At 46.8% G+C, this 21,370-nt stretch carries 18 protein-coding genes and 1 pseudogene; 16 read left to right on the plus strand and 3 right to left on the minus strand.

Going from position 1 to position 21,370, the window contains the following annotated elements:
- Positions 1-403: 403 nt before the first annotated feature.
- Both Q0218_RS08485 and Q0218_RS08490 read left to right on the plus strand, forming a co-directional pair.
- Positions 404-1,342 (plus strand): TAXI family TRAP transporter solute-binding subunit, encoded by a 939-nt coding sequence (locus tag Q0218_RS08485; protein ID WP_297968665.1) that lies wholly within the window; start codon positions 404-406, stop codon positions 1,340-1,342.
- A 352-nt stretch (positions 1,343-1,694) separates the two neighbouring features.
- On the plus strand, positions 1,695-3,794 hold the full coding sequence (locus tag Q0218_RS08490) for a TRAP transporter permease (protein ID WP_297968668.1): 2,100 nt from the start codon (positions 1,695-1,697) through the stop codon (positions 3,792-3,794).
- A 158-nt stretch (positions 3,795-3,952) separates the two neighbouring features.
- Here Q0218_RS08490 and Q0218_RS08495 read toward each other — a convergent pair whose 3' ends face one another.
- The 3 genes from Q0218_RS08495 to Q0218_RS08505 are packed head-to-tail and all read right to left on the minus strand — an operon-like array spanning position 3,953 to position 6,597.
- Positions 3,953-4,435 carry a tetratricopeptide repeat protein gene (locus tag Q0218_RS08495; RefSeq protein WP_297968671.1) on the minus strand — a complete coding sequence of 161 codons (483 nt, stop codon included), beginning with the start codon at positions 4,433-4,435 and terminating at the stop codon, positions 3,953-3,955.
- Between the two features lie 45 nt (positions 4,436-4,480).
- The gene (locus tag Q0218_RS08500) at positions 4,481-5,302 is read right to left on the minus strand and encodes a SprT family zinc-dependent metalloprotease (protein ID WP_297968674.1); all 822 of its coding nucleotides are present in this window, start codon (positions 5,300-5,302) and stop codon (positions 4,481-4,483) included.
- Complete coding sequence (locus tag Q0218_RS08505) at positions 5,278-6,597, minus strand: MATE family efflux transporter (protein WP_297968677.1); 1,320 nt, start codon at positions 6,595-6,597, stop codon at positions 5,278-5,280. The genes Q0218_RS08500 and Q0218_RS08505 overlap by 25 nt, the downstream gene beginning before the upstream one ends.
- Positions 6,598-6,762: 165 nt before the next feature.
- Here Q0218_RS08505 and Q0218_RS08510 point away from each other — a divergent pair, with 165 nt between their 5' ends.
- From Q0218_RS08510 to Q0218_RS08575, 14 genes and pseudogenes are all read left to right on the plus strand, one after another.
- On the plus strand, positions 6,763-8,073 hold the full coding sequence (locus Q0218_RS08510; protein WP_297968680.1) for a sodium-dependent transporter: 1,311 nt from the start codon (positions 6,763-6,765) through the stop codon (positions 8,071-8,073).
- 9 nt (positions 8,074-8,082) lie between these two features.
- On the plus strand, positions 8,083-10,023 hold the full coding sequence (abc-f, locus tag Q0218_RS08515) for a ribosomal protection-like ABC-F family protein (protein WP_297968683.1): 1,941 nt from the start codon (positions 8,083-8,085) through the stop codon (positions 10,021-10,023).
- Entirely contained in the window at positions 10,020-10,466 is a 447-nt protein-coding gene (locus Q0218_RS08520) for a hypothetical protein (protein WP_297968686.1), read from the plus strand. The genes abc-f and Q0218_RS08520 overlap by 4 nt, the downstream gene beginning before the upstream one ends.
- Before the next feature lie 145 nt (positions 10,467-10,611).
- Positions 10,612-10,698: pseudogene (locus tag Q0218_RS08525) on the plus strand (hypothetical protein); the annotation flags it as partial.
- A 259-nt stretch (positions 10,699-10,957) separates the two neighbouring features.
- Entirely contained in the window at positions 10,958-12,898 is a 1,941-nt protein-coding gene (locus Q0218_RS08530; protein ID WP_297968689.1) for a BCCT family transporter, read from the plus strand.
- A gap of 169 nt (positions 12,899-13,067) precedes the next feature.
- Positions 13,068-14,429 (plus strand): sodium-dependent transporter, encoded by a 1,362-nt coding sequence (locus Q0218_RS08535; protein ID WP_297968692.1) that lies wholly within the window; start codon positions 13,068-13,070, stop codon positions 14,427-14,429.
- 5 nt (positions 14,430-14,434) lie between these two features.
- Complete coding sequence (locus Q0218_RS08540) at positions 14,435-15,556, plus strand: WD40 repeat domain-containing protein (RefSeq protein WP_297968694.1); 1,122 nt, start codon at positions 14,435-14,437, stop codon at positions 15,554-15,556.
- A gap of 8 nt (positions 15,557-15,564) precedes the next feature.
- Complete coding sequence (locus Q0218_RS08545) at positions 15,565-16,770, plus strand: M48 family metallopeptidase (RefSeq protein ID WP_297968696.1); 1,206 nt, start codon at positions 15,565-15,567, stop codon at positions 16,768-16,770.
- A complete protein-coding gene (prmC, locus tag Q0218_RS08550; RefSeq protein ID WP_297968698.1) occupies positions 16,757-17,605 on the plus strand; it encodes a peptide chain release factor N(5)-glutamine methyltransferase in 849 nt (282 codons plus the stop codon). The genes Q0218_RS08545 and prmC overlap by 14 nt, the downstream gene beginning before the upstream one ends.
- A 105-nt stretch (positions 17,606-17,710) precedes the next feature.
- Entirely contained in the window at positions 17,711-18,331 is a 621-nt protein-coding gene (locus Q0218_RS08555; RefSeq protein WP_297968700.1) for a hypothetical protein, read from the plus strand.
- Positions 18,332-18,475: 144 nt separating this feature from the next.
- Positions 18,476-18,943, plus strand: a complete 468-nt coding sequence (locus Q0218_RS08560; RefSeq protein ID WP_297968702.1) for a DUF4149 domain-containing protein — start codon at positions 18,476-18,478, stop codon at positions 18,941-18,943.
- Positions 18,940-19,722 carry a threonine/serine exporter family protein gene (locus Q0218_RS08565; protein ID WP_297968703.1) on the plus strand — a complete coding sequence of 261 codons (783 nt, stop codon included), beginning with the start codon at positions 18,940-18,942 and terminating at the stop codon, positions 19,720-19,722. The genes Q0218_RS08560 and Q0218_RS08565 overlap by 4 nt, the downstream gene beginning before the upstream one ends.
- The gene (locus tag Q0218_RS08570; protein WP_297968705.1) at positions 19,715-20,242 is read left to right on the plus strand and encodes a threonine/serine exporter family protein; all 528 of its coding nucleotides are present in this window, start codon (positions 19,715-19,717) and stop codon (positions 20,240-20,242) included. Before Q0218_RS08565 ends, Q0218_RS08570 begins: the two co-directional genes overlap by 8 nt.
- Positions 20,243-20,523: 281 nt before the next feature.
- A partial coding sequence (locus tag Q0218_RS08575) for a hypothetical protein (protein WP_297968707.1) occupies positions 20,524-21,370 on the plus strand: 847 nt, incomplete at its 3' end.

A 21,370-nucleotide genomic window follows, 5' to 3' on the forward strand; every position in this document is an offset into this window, starting at 1 on the left:
TTAAAAGCGCCTCGTCTAGAACAAAATACTGCGTCTTGTCGTTTTACGCTCAAATTTGGAGTTAAATTTATAAATTTGGCTTCAAATTTTACTCGCCGAGACCCGCACCGCAAAAATGCTAAAATTTAAGGCCTCTGCACAAAAAAATCCAACTTGCAGCCCAAATTTAGCATCGTAAAGACGCAGGTCTCGGTGCGTAAATTTTAAAAATCTCCACGTAAAAATATGATTTTCGCTTCGCTTATAAAAAATATATAAATTTTACCTTAAGAAATATTTTTCTAAGGCTAAAGTGTGTAAAATAGTCGCAATTTTATAAAAAAGCTTGATAAAAGAGCTAAATTTATACGCAAAATGCGGATTTTGAGAGTAAAATCAGAAAAATTCTTTGAAAGGAAGTTAAATGAAAACTACATCTTTGGCATTAGCCGGCCTACTTTTCGCGTCTGCGCTGGGCGCAAAGGAGTTCGTATCTATCGGTACGGGAGCGATGACGGGCACGTATTATCCGGTGGGCGGAGCGATATGTCGCCTCGTAAATAAAGACCCTCAGATGAAATGCTCGGTGCAATCAACCGGCGGCTCGGTCTACAACGTAAATAACGTGCTAAAAAAAGAGCTAAATTTCGGTTTCGTCCAAAGCGACGTGGTTTATGATAAATTTAACGGCGTTGGTAAATTTGAAGGCAACGGCGATCAAAATTTGCGCGCAGTCGTTTCGATCTACCCTGAGCTTCTCGCGTTCGTCGTCTCAAAATCAAGCGGTATCGGCTCGATAAACGACCTCGAGGGTAAAGCGATCAACGTCGGCAACCCGGGCAGCGGCAATGAAATGACCGCGCTTGGCGTGTTTAAGGCTTACGGCTTTGACGAGAAAAAGCTAAAACACCACGGCGTACTAACTGCCGGCGAGTGCCCGCACGCGCTAAAAGATAAGAAAATCGACGGCTACTTTTACATGGTCGGCCATCCGACGGCTAACATCACTGACGCGGCAAACTCGCTACCTATCGATATCGTAAATATCGAGGGCGAGCAAGTCGATAAGATGCTGGCCGCGATGCCGTATTTTGCCAAAGGTACGATACCAAAAGGCACCTATGAGGGCGTGGATCACGACGTAAACAGCATCGGCGTTAAAGCCGTCCTAGTCACGGATAAGAGCATGAGCGATACTGCGGTGGCTGCGGTCGTAAAGGCTATTTTAGATAACTTCGACGAGTACAAGAGCTTGCATCCGGCACTTGCTGCTGTTACTAAAGAGAGCCTGGTAGAGGGGCTTTCCGCACCTTTGCACCCTGCTGCCGAGGCTGAGTTTAAAAAAGCCGGCATAATAAAATAAACCAGCTAAGCCGTGCGGGTTAATTTGACCTGCGCGGCTTGTTTTTTGTAAATTTAGGGCTTATTTTTAGTTTTTGAGGATTTAAAATTTGACGCTTTGCTAGCTTGTTTTTGGGCGGCGAGTTTGCTTTAGCCGCATAAAGCGTCAAATTTTAGATTTGGCTCATACGCGAATTTTTGGCTGATTTTGTTTGCCGCTTGCAAAACCCGTATCTTTACGGCGCTGAGTTAAATTTGTAGGTAAATTTAAGGCTTAAGCAAAGCGGGTCAAATTTGAGAAACTAAAGCCCAGGTTTATACGGGCAAAATCGCCGAATTCTAGAAAAATTTAAGAGGTCAGGAAAAGAGCAAATATGGATAAAAATCTAAATGAAACACGAACAAATACCGAGCCGGCGCAGGAAAAGGAGGAGTTCGTCGAGGTAAAGACGCGCGAGATAAACTCGAGCTTTTATATTTATTTTACGAGCATTATCTGCTTTGCGTGGTCGGTTTTTCAGCTTTATATCGCGTATTTTCCGATGAACACGACGATGTCGCGCTCGGCGCACCTTGCTTTTGCTATCTGTTTGCTGTTTTTGCTCTACCCGCTTAAAATTCACAAAAAAGCCCACTCCAGCCTGCCGTTTTACGACATCGCGCTTTGCGTTTTGGGTACGCTAGCCGCGCTCTATCCGCTCATAGAGTTTCATGCGCTATCGCAGCGTCCCGGAGACTATACGAGCTATGACATCGTAGTTTCTTGCATAGCTGTAATCGTGCTGTTTGAGGCTGGCCGCAGGATTATAGGTCCAGCGCTTCCTATTATTGCGGGTATTTTTTTGGTATATGATTATTTCGGTCAATACATGCCAGACATCATTGCGCACCAGGGCGCTAGCCTAAACAAGCTCGCAGGCCACATGTATCTTACGACCGAGGGCGTTTTTGGCGTGCCGCTTGGCGTTAGCGTGAGTTTTATCTATCTTTTCGTCTTGTTCGGTTCGCTTTTAGAGCGCGCGGGAGCGGGGCAGTATTTTATAAATTTAGCCTTTGCGCTACTGGGTAAATTTCGCGGCGGACCGGCGAAAGCTTCGGTTATCGCGTCAGGACTAACCGGTATGGTGAGCGGCAGCTCCACGGCAAACGTCGTAACGGTGGGCACGTTTACGATCCCGCTGATGAAAAAGGCGGGTCTAACTAGCACCAAAGCCGGTGCCATCGAGGTGGCTGCGGGCGTAAACGGCCAGCTGATGCCGCCTATCATGGGCGCGGCGGCATTTATTATCGCCGAGTTTTTGGGCCTTAGTTACACGAACGTCATGATCGCGGCCGTGATTCCTGCGTTCGTGTGCTATATGTCGCTGTTTTTCATCGTGCACCTTGAAAGCTGTAAGCTAGGGCTAAAAGGCATGAAGCAGAGCGCAGGCGTGTCAAAGCTTAAAATTTTCGTGAGCGGACTGCACTATCTCATCCCGATTTTGGTTTTGCTCTATACCTTGCTAATCGCAAACGAATCGCCGATTTCGGCGGCCTTTAACGCTATTTGCGTGCTATTTTTGATTATCCTTTTTCAAGAGCCCGTTAGAAAAATGGCTCACGGCGAGAGCGTCGGCAAAGAGGACTTTATCGTTGGCTTTACGGATATATTTTGGGCGATGGTAACGGCGGCTAAAAGTATGACTACGATCGCGATAGCTACGGGTCTAGCAGGTATCATAGTGGGTTCTATCTCGCTAACCGGTATCGGGCAGGTGCTGTCTGAAGTCGTTGAAAATTTAGCCGGCAACAACATCGTGCTCATTCTCTTTCTCACGGCGATAATGTCGCTGATACTAGGTATGGGCTTGCCGACCACCGCAAACTACATCGTCGTTAGCTCGCTAGTGGCACCTGTGATTTTATTTTTGGCGCACAAAAACGGCTTTCTCATCCCTGCTATCGCGGTGCATCTTTTCGTCTTTTACTTCGGTATCCTAGCCGACGATACGCCGCCTGTTGGCATCGCGGCATACGCTGCGGCCGGCATCGCCAAAGCAAACCCCGTGACCGTGGGTATGCAGGGCTTTTTTTACGATCTGCGCACGACGATTTTGCCCTTTTCGTTCGTGTTTAATAACAAGCTGCTTTTGATAGAAAGCGTAGATGCCGCAAACCCAAACGACGCCAAAGGCATAGTGTGGATAACAAATCCGCTCGAAATAGCGCTGATTTTTGGTACGGCGCTAGTGGGTATGTTTGCTTTTTCTTCGGCGCTTCAAGGGTATTTTGTTAAACGCGTAAACGTGCTCGAGCGCGCGCTACTTTTGGCTGTCGCGCCGCTAACCTTGGTGCCTAATATGTGCGCCAAGTACATCCCTTTTATCGCGAACGAATACGTGTCTTACGCGATCGGTGTGTCGCTTTACGCGGCGTTATTTGCATTTGGCTGGATACGAAATAAAGCGGAAAAGAGAGTCGGCGTAGGCGCTTAAAGCCTGTGCTTTCTTATTATTCTGCGACTGTTGCTATCTCTTAAAATTTAGCCTAGTTTCTTGCTTTGCTTTTTCATAAATTTAAGTTGGCATTGTAGATGAAAGAAAGATGGATTCGGGCTAAATTTGATCGCCGAATTTAACCCGAGTAAGGAAAATCAGAGTCTTTTTGAGCGTTTTAGATCGCCTGCAAATTCGCATCCTAACTTGTCTTTTAGCTCGCAAGCCTTCTGAAAAAGAGCGTAGGCGTCTTTAAATTTTTTCTCCTCTAGCAGATACGATCCCGTAGTCGCGCATGAAAAGCCGTCGCCAAGCTCGCAGCCTTTATTTAGCAGCGCGCGCGCCTTTTCTTTGTCGCTAGATACGTACATACCGCCGGCGCCCGAGCAGGCCTCTTTAGCGCCTAGTTCACAGCCTTTTTCGTATAGTTCAAGCGCTTTTTTAGGATCGGGCAAGATATCTTTGCCTAGCTGATAGAGCGCACCGGCTCTTGCGCAGGCCTGCGCATCGTTTGCGTCGCAAGCAGATACGAATTTGTCGCGAGCTACGGTTAAATTTGAGCTTTCGTAGGCTTTTATGCCGTCCTCGAAATCGCCGCCCAGAGCAAAAACCGCGGCAACTAGCATTAGAAGTTTTTTCATTATCTCCCTTTAAATTAAAAATATTCTATTTTAGCATATTTAAAATTATTTTTTGTTTAGCCGTTTTTCTCTCGACCTAAAATCGGGCATCAAGGCAGCGATAAAGCCATAAAAGCTTTTTTGGTGGTGGGGGTAGATCAGATGGGTAAGCTCGTGAAGCACGACGTATTCGACTAGCTCGGGGGCTTTTTCGATCAAATTTAGGCTTAAATTTATATAGCCTTTGCGCGAGTTGCAGCTACCCCAACGCGTGGTCATTTTGCGCACAACGACGCGGTTTATTTTGCGGTTTACGGCTGGAGCGAGTTTATCTATAAAGTGCCCGTAAATGCGCCTCGCAAAAGCTTTTTTATAATTTTCTAGCGCAGCTAAACTCGCAGCGTAAATTTCGCCGTCAAATTTACGTCCGTCCGCGCTATCAAATTTAGCCTCGCTAGACTGCGACTTAAATTTAATCGCGTCAAATTTGCCGTCAAATTTAGCGCCGTAAATGTGTGGGTCTAGCTCCTCTGAGCTCAAATTTAAGCCGTCAAAAACTCCTGAGTCGCTTGTAAAACGTATCAAATTTACGCCCTTTAAATTCGGTTCTAGCACGATATGGTAAACCTCGCCTAGTAGCTTAAACTCGTCCTCGCGCGGCAAATTTGCTAGCGTTTTTTCGCGAGCCGATTTTAGCCAGTCGTAGTGTTTTTGCACGAACTCTAGCGCATATTTTTGCTCGGCGTAAAAGGGCAGTGAAACCGAGATTTCGCCTGATTTGGCGACCTTTAGGCGGGTTGTTTTGATGCCTTTTTTAAAATTTAGCGCGACGTCGAATTCGCCGCATTTTACGCTAACGGTTTTTACACGAGGCGTTTTGACTGCCATTTTCTGCTTCTCCAGCGCCACGTGTTTACGAGTCCGCGCAGCCACTCGTCGGCGGTAAATCCGATCCAAACGCCGATGATCCCCATGCCCTGCATGATGCCTAGATAGTATCCTAGCGGCAAGCTCACGCCCCACATAAACACCGCGCCAGTCATCAGCGGAAATTTAGCATCGCCGCTTGCGCGCAGGGCGTTTACGATGACGATGTTAAAGGTTCGTCCTGTCTCAAGCGCGATAGAAAGGGTAAAAAGCGGCAACATGACGGCCTTTAGCTCCTCGGTCAAATTTAACCGCTCCATGATCTCAAATTTACCGAAATACGCCGCCAAAACCACCGCTAGAGTTGCGATAAAGCCGATACGAAGCGCGCGGAAAGTGCGCGAATAGGCCTCGTCAAATCTCATCGCGCCGACTAGGTGGCCGACGATGACTTCGTTTGCCACGCTGATGCTGGCTCCGCAAAGTAGGATTAAAAGCGTGATTTGAAAATAAACGGTTTGTACGTTTAGACTGGCCTCGCCCATGCTCGCTACAAAGCCGAAAGCCACCATATACTGCGCCATCCAGAGCAAATTTTCGCCGGCACTCGGAAGCCCGACGGATAAAATTTTACGCAAGATCGCAAACGGCAGGCTAAATAGACGTTTAAAGAAAATTTTGACTTTGGCGTAACGGGTCAGGATCAAAAATAGCACGATAACACCCACTAGTCGTCCCGCGACCGTCGAGACCGCGACGCCGTAGAGACCGTAGTTTGGCAGTCCCAGCCAGCCAAAAAGCGCGATAGAGTTGCCGCAAAGAGTAATGATGTTCATTAAAAGCGAGACTAGCATGACGGCGGCGGCGAAGTTGTAGACGCGAAGCACGGCTGCTAGCACCATGCCGATACCGTCAAAAGCAAGCGCTACGCCTAGCATGTGCAGGTAGCCAAAACTCTCCTGTCTAAGCTGCTGCGGGACGTTTAAAAGCTCTAAAATTTCAAATCCGAAAAAGTAAATAAAAACCGCGCTAAAAAGCCCGATTATCGTATTAAACGTGATGCTGGCGTGTATGACGCGTTTGGCTAAATTTATATTTTTAGCGCCTAGAGCCTGCGCGACTACGACCGAACAGCCGACGCTCAAAAAGTTAAAGATCGTCATAAATAAATCCATGACTTGATTGCCCGCGCCCATAGCGCCCACTAAATGGACGCTGACCTTAGTCACCATGTAGGTGTTTATGATGAGCGTAACAAAGTGCAAAAACATATCTAAAAATATCGGTATAGTAAGCTTTTTGAGCGATAAATTCATAATTTCTCTTTTGTAACGTGGATTTTAAATAACGCGCGATTATATCCAAATATAAATTTAAAGCGTTTTAAGGCGGCGCGGCGGGCTTGCTCGGTCAGCGGGCATAATCTTTTTATTAGATTAATCAAGTATAATTTAAAAAATCTACTACGAACGGACGTCAAAATGCATAAAACTTTTACCTCTAGATGGGCCTTTATCATCGCCTGCGTTGGCTCTGCCGTGGGCATGGCAAACGTCTGGGGCTTCCCGTATAAGGTCGGCTCAAACGGCGGCGGCGCATTTTTGCTTATTTACGTGCTTTTTATCGCGATATTTTCTTACGTCGGGCTATCTGCGGAGTACGCTATCGGCAGACGCGCTAAAACCGGTACGCTAGGCTCCTATGAATACGCCTGGAAGAGCCGAAACTGGGGAACTTTCGGTAAAATTTTAGGCTGGATACCGTTAGCGGGCTCGATGTGTATAGCTACCGGATACGCAGTCATCATCGCGTATGTCTTAAAGGCGCTGTTTCAGGCAATCACGGGTTCGCTTATGACCGTGGATACGAACACTTGGTTTGACTCCTTTGCGTTTTCGTCCTATTCGGTCGTGCCGTTTCATTTTATCGTCGTTGCCGGCACGCTATTTACGCTATTTTTCGGCGCGCATAGTATAGAAAAAACGGGCAAAATCATGATGCCGCTTTTTTTTATTCTATTTTTTATTTTAGCGATTAGGGTGGCGTTTTTAGACGGGGCGTTTGGCGGGTATAAATTTATCTTTCACAGCGACTGGGGCAAGCTAGCTGATCCTATGGTATGGGTGTCGGCGATGGGCCAGGCATTTTTCTCGCTATCTATCACGGGTTCTGGTATGATAGTTTATGGCGCGTATCTGCATAAAGACGAAGATATCGTCGATAGCGCGCAAAAAACGGCGATCTTTGATACGATCGCAGCGATGACGGCGGCGCTTGTGATGCTGCCTGCGGTCTTTGCCTACGGCATGGATCCAGCGGCGGGGCCCGGACTACTTTTCGTAACGCTGCCTAAAATTTTACAAGACATGGTCGGAGGCCAAATTTTTGCGATTATTTTATTTACGGCGGTGATTTTTGGCGGCGTGACGTCGCTACAAAATATGTTTGAAGTCGTCGCCGAGTCAATAATGCACAAATTTCCTAAGCTAAAGCGCGGCGTCGTGCTAATTTTGCTTTGCGCGGTGTGCTTTGGTATCGGCGTAAATATGGAAGCCATAACCAGCTGGGGGCCGTGGATGGACTTTGTGTCGATCTATATCATCCCTATCGGTGCGGTGATCGGCGCTGTGTCGTGGTTTTGGGTCATCAAAAAAGAAGAGATCATGGACGAGATAAATACCGGCGCGGCAAAAAAGCAAGGCGCGCTGTGGTATTTTGTCGGCAGATATATCTACGTGCCGATGGCGCTTACGCTTTGTATCATCGCGCTTAGCATGCATATCTCGTTTTAAGGCGCGCGCGTGGCACTCATAGATCTAATCGACGTTAGTAAAAAATTCGGCCCCAATGAAATTTTAAACAAAGTAAGCCTCAGCGTAAACGAGCGTGAGCGTATCGCTATCATCGGTAAAAACGGCAGCGGCAAAAGTACGCTGATGAAGCTAATCGCGGGCGCGCTAGAGCCTGATAGCGGCAGGCGTATCGCGCAAGGCGGCGTTAAGGTAGAAATGCTCGCGCAAAATCCTAAATTTGACGATGCGGCTACCGTAAAAGACGCGCTAAATTTAGAGCTAAAAGAGATATTTGACGCTAGGGACGAGTATGCGGCGGTGCTAGAGGCGCTCGGCCGCGATGCGCAAAACAAAGAACTAAACGCTAGGCAAGACGAGCTAATCAAATTTATCGAAGCAAAAGACGGCTGGCAGATCGAGCGCAAGATCGAGCGCGTGCTGGAGGAGTTTAAGCTAAAAGAGTACGAAAACCGAGCTGTCGCAAGCCTTAGCGGAGGCGAGATACGCCGCGTAGCTCTGGGCGCGCTGATACTTAAAAAGCCAGATGTCTTGCTACTTGACGAGCCTACGAACCACCTTGACGTTTATATGGTGAGATTTCTTGAAGATATGCTAAAAAGCTCGCGCCAGACGATAGTTTTTATCTCGCACGATCGCTATTTTATCGATGCGCTAGCAACTAGAAGCGTAGAGATCGAGGAGGGCGCGCTGGCGTCATTTGATGGCGGTTACGCAAACTATCTAGCCAAAAAAGAGGAAATTTTAGCCAGCCTAGCCAAATCTCACGAGACGTTGCTAAAACAACTAAAAGCCGAGGAGGAGTGGCTACGCAGAGGTGTCAAAGCGCGTCTAAAACGCAACGAAGGGCGCAAAGAGCGAGTGCTAGCCATGCGCGAGGAGGCGAAGAAAAACCCGGGCGTGATACGCCGCGTTAGGCTCGAGCTTGAGCGAGCGAGTAAAAATTTTAACCAAACGCAAAGCGTAAACCGCAAAAAAATGCTATTTGAGATCAAGCAATTAAGCAAAAATATCGGCGGCAAGCAGCTTTTTAGTGATTTTAACGCGCGCGTTTTGCAAGGCGAACGTATCGCGATAGTCGGACGAAACGGCAGCGGTAAAAGCACTCTTATTAAAATTTTACTCGGGTTTGAAAAGCCAAGCAGCGGCGAAGTTAGGCGCGGCGAGGTGCGAGTGGGGTACTTTGATCAGTCGCGAAGCGCGCTGGATGACGATAAGAGCCTCATTGAGACCTTTTGTCCAAACGGCGGCGATCACGTTATGGTGCGCGGGCGAAATATGCACGTCTACGGCTATCTTAAAAATTTCCTATTTCCTAAAGAATTTCTCGATAAACCCATCGGCGTGCTAAGCGGCGGCGAGAAAAACCGCGTGGCGCTAGCTTTGCTTTTTAGCAAAGAGTACGACGTGCTCGTACTAGACGAGCCTACAAACGACCTGGATATCGCAACTATCAACATCCTTGAGGACTACCTGCAAAGCTTTGAGGGCGCCATAATCATCGTTAGCCACGACCGCTACTTCGTCGATAAGATCGCGCATAAACTCTGGGCATTTGAGGGGACGGCGATCGAGGTGCTACATCAAGAATACAGCGTCTATCTCGAGCTAGAAGACGAATTAGCCGAGCTTGGTAAATTTGAAGCAAGCCTGGCCAGCGAAGCAGAGCAAGCGCAAAAACAAAAGAGCAAAACCGGCGCGAAGCTAAGCTACAAGCAAACGCAAATTTTATCCTCGCACCCCGAAAAAATAGCCGCGCTGGAAGCTAAGATAAAAGAGCTAAACGCCGGCCTTAGCGATCCAAAAATCTATCAGCAAATCGGCCTAACCGCGCTTTATAATGATCTGGAAGCAGCAAAAAGTGAGCTAGAGACGCTAGAGAACGAATACTTTGAAGTCTTGGAAATCGCCGAAAATTTGGAGCAAATTTGAAAAAATTAACTAAAACGGGCAGAGTTAGCGCTCTAAATTTACGCACGATTAAGCGAGACGAGTTTATCGGCGCTAGTTTTGAGCTGGACGGGATTAAATTTAGCGGCGTTTTTTCGGCGGATTTTAGTCTGGAACAGGGCGACCTCGTGCGCGTAGAGTACGAAAGAGACGGCTTTATAAATAGAATAACCCTGCTTGAAACCCTGGCTAAAAATAGCGAAAACAAGAGCATGACGGCAAAAATCATGAATATTACGGTTTTTATCTCGCTTGCGCTTCTTGCTCTTTGTATCGCGGGCGGAGTGATTTTTTCTTTGATTACTGGCAGATTTGAGATTCGCGATTTTACCGATGTTGTTAGGCTTATTGGCATTTGTTTTCTCGTTTGGTCGCTAGCGTACCTTACGATAGGAAAATTTAAAATTTTGAGATATTTTACTTGATTTTAGGCTTAAATTTACGTTTAGTCCGCTTAAATTTAGGCCTAAAATTTAGAAAAGATTGAAAATTTAACCCAAATTACCGCAGTTTGCCCGTAATTTTAATTAAATTTTTTATATAATTTCGCGTTTTATTAAAAGGTTTATGATGGATAGAAAAACTTGGAGTTCGAAAATAACGTATATTTTGGCTGTTGCGGGCGCTACGGTCGGTTTTGGCGCGACGTGGCACTATCTCGCATCGAGGTAGATAATCCGACCATCATACCTTATATCACATTTGGCATAGCTTTTATCGTTGCGATCATCTTTGGCGTTTCAAAAGCTAGGGGTGCAAAGAGGGATTGCGGATAAATTTAACGTAAATTTTTTAAAGCGCCTTTTTTAGGTGCTTTGCTCCTTAAATTTAGCCAAAAATTTAAGGAGTAAATTTGACTTATTTACTATTTTTTGTTATTTTAAAAGGAAGCTGAAATTTACAAAAAAGGAGAAAAATGATCAAATTTCAAAAGTCGAAATTTAACAATTCGGTATTTATCCCATCGCTTGTTGTCATATTTTTAATAACGGCATTTGCAGCGATATTTCCAAATTTCTCAAATGAGTTTTTTAAAGGTATGCAAAACTACATCGCAGCGAAATTTGGCTGGTTTTACATCCTGGCCGTCGCCGTCATACTTCTAAGCATCATTATCCTTGGCTTTAGCAAGCTTGGCGAGATCAAGCTCGGAGCCGATCACGTAAAGCCGGAGCACAAAAATATCTCGTGGTTTTCTATGCTTTTTGCCGCCGGTATGGGCATCGGACTTGTGTTTTTTGGCGTGGCCGAGCCGCTCATGCACTATCTAAATCCGCCGCTCGGCGATGCGCAAACTATCGCAGCGCAAAAGCTTGCGATGAATATCACCTTCTTTCATTGGGGTATGGGCGCATGGTCGGTTTATGCCATCGTGGCGTTAATTCTCGCCTTTTTCTCGTATAGGCACGGCTTGCCGCTCACGCTTAGATCGGCGTTTTATCCGATCATCGGCGATAAAATTTACGGCAAGATCGGCAACGCCATCGACACATTTGCCGTCGTAGCGACGCTTTTTGGCGTAGCGACCTCGCTAGGATACGGCGTACTTCAGGTAAATGCCGGCCTTACGCACGTTTTTGGCCTGCCGACCATGCATATTACGCTTCTAATAGTGCTTTGTTTTGCAGCGACCATCTCAGCGGCAAGCGGCGTGGATAAGGGGATTAAAATTTTATCAAACTCAAATATCGCGCTAGCCATTTGTTTTATGTTTTTGATACTATTTTTAGGAGATACGACGCAGCTTTTAAAGTCGTTTGTGCAAAACAGCGGCGACTACGTCTCGACGCTTATTTCAAACACCTTTAACCTCTACGCCTACGAGAGGCAAAACGAGAGCTGGCTTGGCGGTTGGACGCTGCTATACTGGGCTTGGTGGCTATCTTGGTCGCCATTTGTGGGGCTTTTTATAGCTAAAATTTCAAAGGGCAGGACGATAAGAGAATTTGTGATCGGCGTACTTTTCGTGCCAACCGGCTTTACATTTGCTTGGATGAGCTTTTTTGGTAACTCGGCGATCGCGCTTGTTCAAGGCGGCTTTAGCGAGCTTGCGACGACCGTAAATTCCGACTCGGCTTCGGCGCTTTTTATGTTTTTAGAAAAATTTAGCTTTTCAAGCTTGCTAAGCACGATCGCAGTCTTTATGATCGTCATATTTTTCATCACTTCGGCCGACTCAGCGGCGATCGTGATGAACATGCTTTGCTCAAACGGCAAGGACGATACGCCGGTTTGGCAAAAGGTCTTTTGGGGTGTTACAGTGGGCGTCGTGGCGGCATTTTTGATGCTAGCCGGCGGCCTTGGCTCGCTTCAAGCGCTTACTATCGCTACGGCGCTGCCGTTTTCGGTGGTGCTTTTGGGTGCGATTTTTGGGCTATTTAAGGCGCTGCGCGTCGATGTGACCAAAAAAGAGACAAATAACTTTAACAACATGCCTCTTAGCGATCTTTCAAAGCCTTGGCAAGAGCGACTAAGCGCGATTATCACTCTACCTAGCAAAAAAGACGGCAGTAAATTTCTAAACGAAGTCGTGCTAAAAGCCTTTAACGAGCTAAAAGAGGAATTTGCCAAAAACGGACTTGAGGCAAATGTAACAAAAGCTGAAAATTTCGTAAATTTAAACGTCGGACTTGGCGACGAGATGGACTTTAGATACGGCGTATATCTCACCAAAAGCCAGAGCCCGGACTACACTAGAGAGCTTGAGGGCGACGATCTTTATTACAGAGCCGAGGTATATCTAAAAGAGGGCGGTCAGGACTACGACGTGCTTGGTTGGAGCGAGGCCACGCTGATAAACGACGTCATCGAGCAATACCGCAAACATATGCAGTTTTTACATGTCGTTAGAAAATAATAATTTGGCGTAAATTTGCAGAAATTTACGCCTTTAAATTTATGCCAAGTAGCCTTTTTCTAATAATATTTACCGATTTTAATCCAGATTTGTTTTAAATTTCAAAGATGGTTCTAAAAACTTTAAATAAAATTTTTATATAATCTCTCTTTTTCACAAAGGTATACAGATGGATAGAAAATCGTGGAGTTCGAAGGTAACGTATATTTTGGCGGTTGCGGGCGCGACCGTGGGCTTTGGCGCGACGTGGCGCTTCCCGTATCTGGTCGGGCAAAACGGCGGCGGCGCCTACGTACTCGTGTTTTGTATCGCGATGATCGTGATCGGTATACCGATGATTTTGGCCGAAAATGCGATCGGCAGACGCCTAAAATGCAACGCCGTGGACGCATTCGGCGGTAAAAATATAAATCCGGCATGGAAAATCGTGGGCTGGATGGGGCTGCTTGGGGCATTTGGCATCATGGCCTACTACATGGTTATCGGCGGCTGGGTGCTAAACTACATCGCGCAGATCGCATTTGGTATGCTCGATCTCTCGCAGGTGCTTAGCTTTGAGGCTACGAGCGCGTTTTATGAGCAAAATATCGTTAGCGATCCGCTGGCTATTAGCTTTGCGACACTGGTTTTCGTACTCGTAAACTACGCGATCCTGGTGCAGGGCGCAGTCGGCGGTATAGAGCGCTCGGCGAAGTACCTCATGCCGCTACTTTTCGTGCTGATGATCGTGATGATCGTAAAAAACTTAACCTTAGATGGCGTGGCGCAGGGGGTTAAATTTTACCTCACGCCAGATTTTTCAAAGATAAATTTAAAGCTTTTCGTCGAGGTTTTGGGGCAGGTATTTTTCGCGCTTTCGCTTGGTTTTGGCGTGATGATTACGCTTTCAAGCTTTGTTAAAAAGGACGAAGGGCTGGTTAAAATCTCTATCATCACGGGCATCCTAAACACCCTCATCGCCGTGCTTGCGGGCTTTATGATATTTCCGTCGCTTTTTAGCTACGGCGTCTCGCCCGACAGCGGCCCAAGCCTCGTGTTTAAGAGCTTGCCGATCGTTTTTTCGCATATGCCTTTTGGCGGATTTTTTGCGGTGGCGTTTTTTGCGCTGCTGATGATCGCCGCGCTCACGACCTCGCTGCCGATCTACGAGGTTATCATTACGACGCTTCAGGAGAAATTTAAAATCAAGCGCAAAAGCGCGATTTTGCTGGTGCTTGGCACGATATTTATATTTGGAAATTTACCGTCCTTGATGGCTACGAATCTGCTTTCTGACGTTAAAATTTTCGGTAAAAATATCTTTGACGCATACGACGCCATCAGCGCTACGATATTTTTCGTGCTGACCTCGCTTGGGTGCGCGATATTTGTAGGCTGGGTGCTAAAAGACGAAGCCAAACGCGAGATAATGCAGGGCAGCGAAAAATATGCAAAACTCGTAAATATCTGGTTTTGGTATATCAAATTCGTCGTGCCGTTTATCATTTTGGTGCTTTTTATTAGCTCGTTTTACGATAATTTTTTAAAGTAAATTTGATGACAAGTCTCGTAAATTTAGCTAACGGCGATCGCCTAAATTTGCGCGTAGAGGGTCAAATTTTAGCTAGCGAGAGCATCAAAAACGGCAAAACGAGGCAGACGCAAAAGGAGTTTGCAAGTGTTGGCGAGGCGCAAAAAGCCTGCGTAAAAAAGGAGTGGGAGAGCCTGAAAAAAGGCTATGTCCTGCAAAATGCGAACGCGAAAGCCGGCGAAGCAAGTTTACACGTCTATATCGGCGGCGGATACACGGGCGCGCTATCCTTTGCTGGCGCGGGTGACGAGCTTTTCGTCTACAAATGCGGCGGCTACAAAGAAGAGGAATCGGTAGATTTTCTAACTAGGCTGAGCGCAGACGGAGCGATAAGAGGCGATATCATCCTGCCAAAGCCGCTTGCATGGCAGGCGGAGCGCGCCGGCGAAAATTTGCTGCTGGACTTAGATCACGATATTTTTAAATTTAACCCACAAACGGGCGAATTTACAAATGTCTTTAAAGAGCTAAAAATAAAAAGAAACGGCGATATTACGAGCTGCGTCTGCGCATCCGGCGAGGCTGCGGCATTTGCGGCTTACGGCCAAATTTACGTTTTGCGAGACGGGGGTTTTTCGTCTCTTGGCAAATACAAAACTGACTCGGGCTGCGGAGCTGCGTTTTGCGTAGCGCTTAGCACGGACGGCGCAAAGCTAGCTCTAAGCTGTAAGCAAAACGAGATCAAAATTTTAAGCACGCTAAATGGAGAAATTTTAAACGAGATAAAAGAAGGCTTCGGTATGCTTAGCGACGTTTGCTTTTTAAATGACGGCTCGCTGCTAGGCAGGGAGTATTATGGGGGCAGCCTAGTCTGTTTTGACGCGGCAGGCTCGCGGCAAACTCCTGCGTGGATGCGGGGCGAGTGTGCCAAGGCTCAGAAGATTTGCGTTAGCACGGACGGTTTGCGGCTTGCGCTAATTAGCTACGACAAGGCTCGCATCATCGATCTAAAAAGCGGAAATTTGCGGCTTAGCTTTGAGCTTTCGCACGTCGTTAAGCGCTGCGAGGCCAAATTTGAGTGCATAAACGGCGAGGAATTTTTAGCCGTGCGCACCGACTACGGCTGCTTTAGTCTTTATAAAATTTAAGGGAAAACATGTTTTGTTTTTTACTCGGTATTTACTTTTTTTACGTTGCCGTAAAGGCGATTTTGGCTATTTTACAGATAAACTTCATCCGCGCAGAGGCTAAAAAGCCTGCCGTCGTGCTAGAGCAGGACGAGTACGAATCAGCCGCCGCGGCAGCGATAACGAATCAAAAATTTGAGATAGCAAGCCTTTTTTATCACGCCGCGATATTTATGATGTGGGCGTGCTGGGGGCTTGGTGCGATATCGGGGCATGCCTACAAAACGGGAGATATAGGCGACAACGTCTTTATGGTTATGGTATTTTTGCTCGTTTCGTCGTTACTGGAGCTACCGCTAAATATCTACGAAACCTTCGTCAAAGATAAAAAGCTCGGCTTTTCAAACGTAACGCCTAAAATTTTCGCACTTGATCTAGCTAAAATGCTCGCGCTAACGCTAGTGTTTGGTACGCTGTTTGTGTGGCTGGTGCTGCTTTGTATTGGATTTTTGGGCGATTTTTGGTGGTTTTGGGTGTTTTTACTAAGCTTTGGCATCGCACTCGTGATAAATCTCATCTACCCGACGCTCATCGCGCCTATCTTTAACAAGATGCAGCCGCTAGAAGAGGGCGAGCTAAAAAGCCGTATAGAATGGCTTTTAGCGCAGTGCGGGTTTAAAAGCAGCGGCGTTTATACGATAGACGCTAGCAAGCGCGACAACCGCCTAAACGCCTATTTTGGCGGCCTTGGCGCGACTAAACGTGTGGTGCTTTTCGACACGCTCGTTAAAAAGCTAAGTCTTGCCGAGATAATTGCCGTTTTGGGGCATGAGCTCGGGCACTTTAAGCACAAAGATATCCTAAAAATGATCGCTCTAAGCGCGGTTATGCTTTTTGCGATGTTTTTTATATTTGGCAACATCCCTGACGCAGCGTACGACGCGCTGGGGCTCAGCCCGGCAGGCGGCGGAGTGATCGTGTTTTTGCTACTTTTTTCGCCGATTTTCGGGTTTTTATTTTCGCCGGTGAGCTCGTATTTTAGCCGCGCGAACGAATTTGGCGCCGATAAATTCGCAGGCGAGGTCTCAAACAAAGCCGACATGATAAGCGCGCTAAAAAAGCTAGGCTCCGAAAACAGGGCCTTCCCGAAGGCTCATCCGCTCTATGCGTTCGTCTATCACTCGCACCCAAGCCTTTTTGAGCGTATAAACGAGCTGGAAAATGACGGTAAATGACGCGCTAAAAGCAGCCGCCTCGCAGATAGCTCCAGCGTGCGAGATAAACGGCGCAAATCCGGCGCGCGTAGCCAAGGCGCTTTTGATGCGACACCTCGGCGTAAAAATCGAATGGATATTTTTAAATTTAACCAGCGAGCTTGATGATGCGGACGGATATTTTGCGCTCGCAAAACGCTTCGCAAATCACGAGCCGCTTGAATATATCACAGGCGAGGCGGGCTTTTACGGACTTAGTTTTAACGTAAAAAAGGGCGTCTTAATCCCGCGCCCCGAAACTGAAATTTTAGTCGAAAAATCGCTTGAAGTTTTATCAAATTTGCCCGCACGAAAGGGGCCGCCTCTAGTCGCCGAGATCGGAGTCGGAAGCGGGATAATCAGCATCTGCCTCGCGCTAAACTCAAACGCTAAAATCATAGCCTCAGATATCAGCGACGATGCGTTAAATTTAGCTCGAGAGAATGCGGCAAAATTTGGCGTAGAGGACAGGATAGAGTTCGTAAAATGCGCGTATCTGGATCAAATTTGTGGGCAGTTTGACCTGCTAGTTTCAAATCCGCCTTATATCGCGCGGGACTACGAGCTTGATAAATTCGTGCTAAACGAGCCGCACGAGGCGCTATTTGGCGGCGCAAAAGGCGATGAAATTTTAAAATATATCGTGCTTCTCGCGCGAAACCGCGGCGTAAAATACCTAGCCTGCGAGATGGGCTACGACCAGCGAAAAAGTATGCAAAACGCGCTTAAATTTAACGGCTTCGAGGCGGAGTTTTACAAGGATTTAGCCGGATTTGACCGCGGATTCGTCGCTAAAAATATATTTGCGAATTTTTAAATTTACGCATTCTGCGTGCGAATTTTACCGCGCTTTGTCGGCGTTTTAGCTAGCAATGCCTGGCGCTAGCGCAAAAACCGCTAAATTTAAACGGAGAGGAATAAAATGAGCATCCAAACGAAGCTAAAAAATCTGGAATCAAAAGCAAAAAGCAAGGGCGAGTTCGCGCTTTGCGCCGCTGCGGCGTACCTCAGTCGCGACCTTTCCGGCATCGACGCGCGGATAAATTTGCTCGGCGCGCTGCACGAGTGCGGGTATTTGCAAAACTCGCTAAAGCCTTACAGGACGGAACTGGGCGCCGATAGTCCCGAGTGGACGCAGAGGTGTTTGCAGCGCTTAGCTAACGGCGATCACGACTACTGGGCGCTTGCGGCTTTGCTTTGCGGCGAGGGCGAAAAATGCGTGCAAACCGCGTTAAACTCGGGCTATCAAAGGCTGGCTAACTGGAGCTACGATCATTTTAAGCTCGGACGCGTAAACGTCGTTACGCTTTATAGACAGGCTATGGATAGCGTGTTATCGGGCATTTTGGAGATAGGCTACTCGGCTAAAAGCGGCGAATGCGTGGACGTAGGCAGGTCTAGGGCGCTATCTATCGATAGGCATGATAGTAAATGTATCAGGGGCATACTGCACCTAACGATGCAAGCTAAGCTGCCCTACGGCGCGTGGCGCACGGAAAGCGCGAAATTTTATATAGATAAAACGAGCGCGAAGCAGGATTAAATTTCTAAACGCGTTAAATTACGCGGCGCTAGCGCTAAATTTACCGTGTTAAACAAGCATTTTTGCCGAATTTGCGTCTAAATTTAGCCGAATTTAAACACCCTAACCCTAAAATGCGTGCGATAAATCAAAAAAAGGAAAATCATGAAAAGCGTTTATTTTTTGCTTCTTGGCGCGCTCATCGGTACGGAGCTGGCTCTGGGCGCCCTAGTCGCACCCACGATTTTTTATCCGCAGAGCATACTTGGCGAGGGCGTACTCACGCAGTTTCAAAGCGGCAAGTTGATGGCCACGATATTTGTTAAATTTAACTACGCCTTGCTAGTCATTAGCGTCATAGCCGCGCTTTACGAGCTTGCTTCGTTTAGATCTAGCGTCAAATTCGCTGCTAAATTTAGCATGAATATGCTCTGCGCGATAAATTTAGCCCTCGCGCTCTCGTTCGTGTTTTACTTCACGCCTTTCATCATGGACGCGCAGGCTGCGGGCGAGGCGGCGACGCAGACGGCCGAGTTTAGGCAGATGCACGCGGCTAGCGAGTGGACGATGAAGCTGATGTTGTTCGCGCAGCTTGCTTTGTTTTTTATCAAATTTAAAACCGCCCAAAAATGAGCGCAAAGCCCGATATCCAAATTTTAACCGATTTTCTATCTGACTATACGACGGCGATGGTGAGTGCAGGCACCTACACCGCGCGCGTCGAAAAGTGCGTAGACCGCGTGGCTAGGCGCTACGGCTACGACGTTAGCGTGACGATTTTCGTGAAGTATTTTACGATTAGCGTCATGGACTCGGCCGACAACTCCCTGCGCCGAACCTACGTGAAAAAGATCCCGCTAGGGCAGGTGAGCTTTAACCGCATTTCCGAGCTTTCGTCGCTTAGCTGGCGGATTTTGGATGAAAATTTGAGCTTAGACGAGGCCAAAGAGCAGTTTGAGGGCGTCATGCGCATCGGGGCGAATAAATTTACAAGCTCGCTTATTTTAATAAGCCTTGCAAATGCGGCGTTTTGCAAGCTTTTTGGCGGCGATGCTGGCTCGGTAGCTTGCGTATTTTTCGCGACGCTCGTGGGTTATAGCCTTAGATTTGCGCTTGCTAAAATGGGCGTAAATTTAAAAATTCAGTACGTTTTGGTATCGTTCGTCGTCTCTTTTATCGCCTATCTTGGCGTATTTTACGGCTTTACGCACACTAGCGACGTGGCGATCGGCTCGTCGATACTATTTTTGATGCCGGGCGTTTTTCTCATAAACTCGGTCTTTGATATCATAAACGACAACACGCTTGTGGGCATCAGCAGAGCCGTGAGTACGGGCATCTTGATACTTTGCATAGCAGTGGGCGTTTATATCACGCTCTCGCTTAGCAATGCGGAGATTTTACATGTTTGAGCTTTTGACCGCGACTCTTATAGACGGCGCTTTTGCTGCGGTGGCGGGGCTTGGCTTTGCCTACGCTAGCTCTCCGCCAAAAAGGACTCTCGCATTTTGCGCGCTGCTTGCGGCGTTTGCGCACGCTAGCCGCTTTTGGATCATGCAGATGGGATTTTTTAACATCAGCGTCGCCACTCTTATCGTCTCATTTTTAAGCGGGATTTTAGGTATGCTCTTTGCCAAACGGCTAAAAGTGCCCGCCGAGATCATCGCATTTCCCGCGCTTTTGCCGATGGTGCCTGGAGTTTACGCGTATAAGGGCATTTTGGCGCTGTTTTCGTTTCTAAACGAGACTGATATCGCTAAGAAAAACGAATATCTAATCATATTTTTCGACAACGCCATCACGACTACCACGGTCTCGTTAGCGCTTGGCGTCGGGGTTTCGGTGGTGCTTATTTTATTTTACGATCAGTCCTTGATGATTACCCGCGGTGCCAAGTGCGATCTGGCGACGAGAAAGCCCAGCGAAAAGTAAAATTTGTGCGGCGTCTTTTAAGCGTCCTTAAATAAGCTAGAAAATTTCGCCCTGCGATAGGCTGCACGCCTTATCTTGGGCTAAATTTTTGTCGCAGCATTTAAATCCGTCTTAAAATACTTCCGCTAATTGTTTTGTTAAAATTTGGCAATCCGTCAAATTTGGATCAAATTTAGCTCTCGAAACGGGGGCTAAATTTGATAGCCTTTCTTATCTTTACCCTAAATTTTTTCTCAAATTTGCCGATTTATTTTAAAGTCTAAATTTAAAAGGATTTAAAAATGATAGAAGGCATAAATTTAAACTCGACGAGTTATCAGCCAAATTTCGAAACCAAAGCCGACCCACAAAAAGCGCAAGCAAGCGCCGCTAAAATTACTCCTTTCGATAAGCAAAATCTAAACGAAACGCCTCAAAAAAGCGTGCAAAGCGACGAGGATGCGCGCATAGCGCAAGCGTATATGAATAAAACTACCTACGAGATATTTGAGGCTGAAAATATCATCTTCGATAGGAGCGAAGAGGGCTGGATAACCAAAACCATAGAGAAAATCGACGCGATGCTAGCCCAAAAATACGCGCCCGGACAGATGCACGAGATGATAATGAGAGACGAGCTGGACACAAAGGAAAAGGTCGTCGATTTTACTCTATATTCGTATTCGTGGTGGCTAAAGGGCAAATCGATAGACGGTAAACCGACTATCTCGGGTAAATTGCTGGGGCTTGGAACAAAGGAGGAGGAAGAGGAATTGAGGGCTTTTAAAGACTCTTTACCTGAAGATGCCGTGATGGGCGACGTCGGAGCGGCTTTGCTGCAAAGAACCGACATCAGTATAGAAGAATTTAAAAAGCTCTATGCGGAAGATATCGAAAAAACTACGAAAGCCCACAAAGAAGCCGTAGCAAAAATCAATCAAGAGATGAGAGAATACAACGAAAATTTAGCTAAGCAAAGAGCGGAAACTAAATTTAAACCTATCCAAGCTACTAGTAAAAGTAAGACTTACGTAGATAAAGATATTAGACGCGAGTTTTTCGAGAATTTCTTAAAGGCCGAACGCGAAAAGGGTACGGATATAACTGAAATTTTAAATCAACTAGCAAAGCTAGGTAAATTTGACGTAA

Origin of the sequence: uncultured Campylobacter sp., assembly GCF_938039245.1 — a bacterium.
Taxonomy (GTDB): Bacteria; Campylobacterota; Campylobacteria; order Campylobacterales; family Campylobacteraceae; genus Campylobacter_A.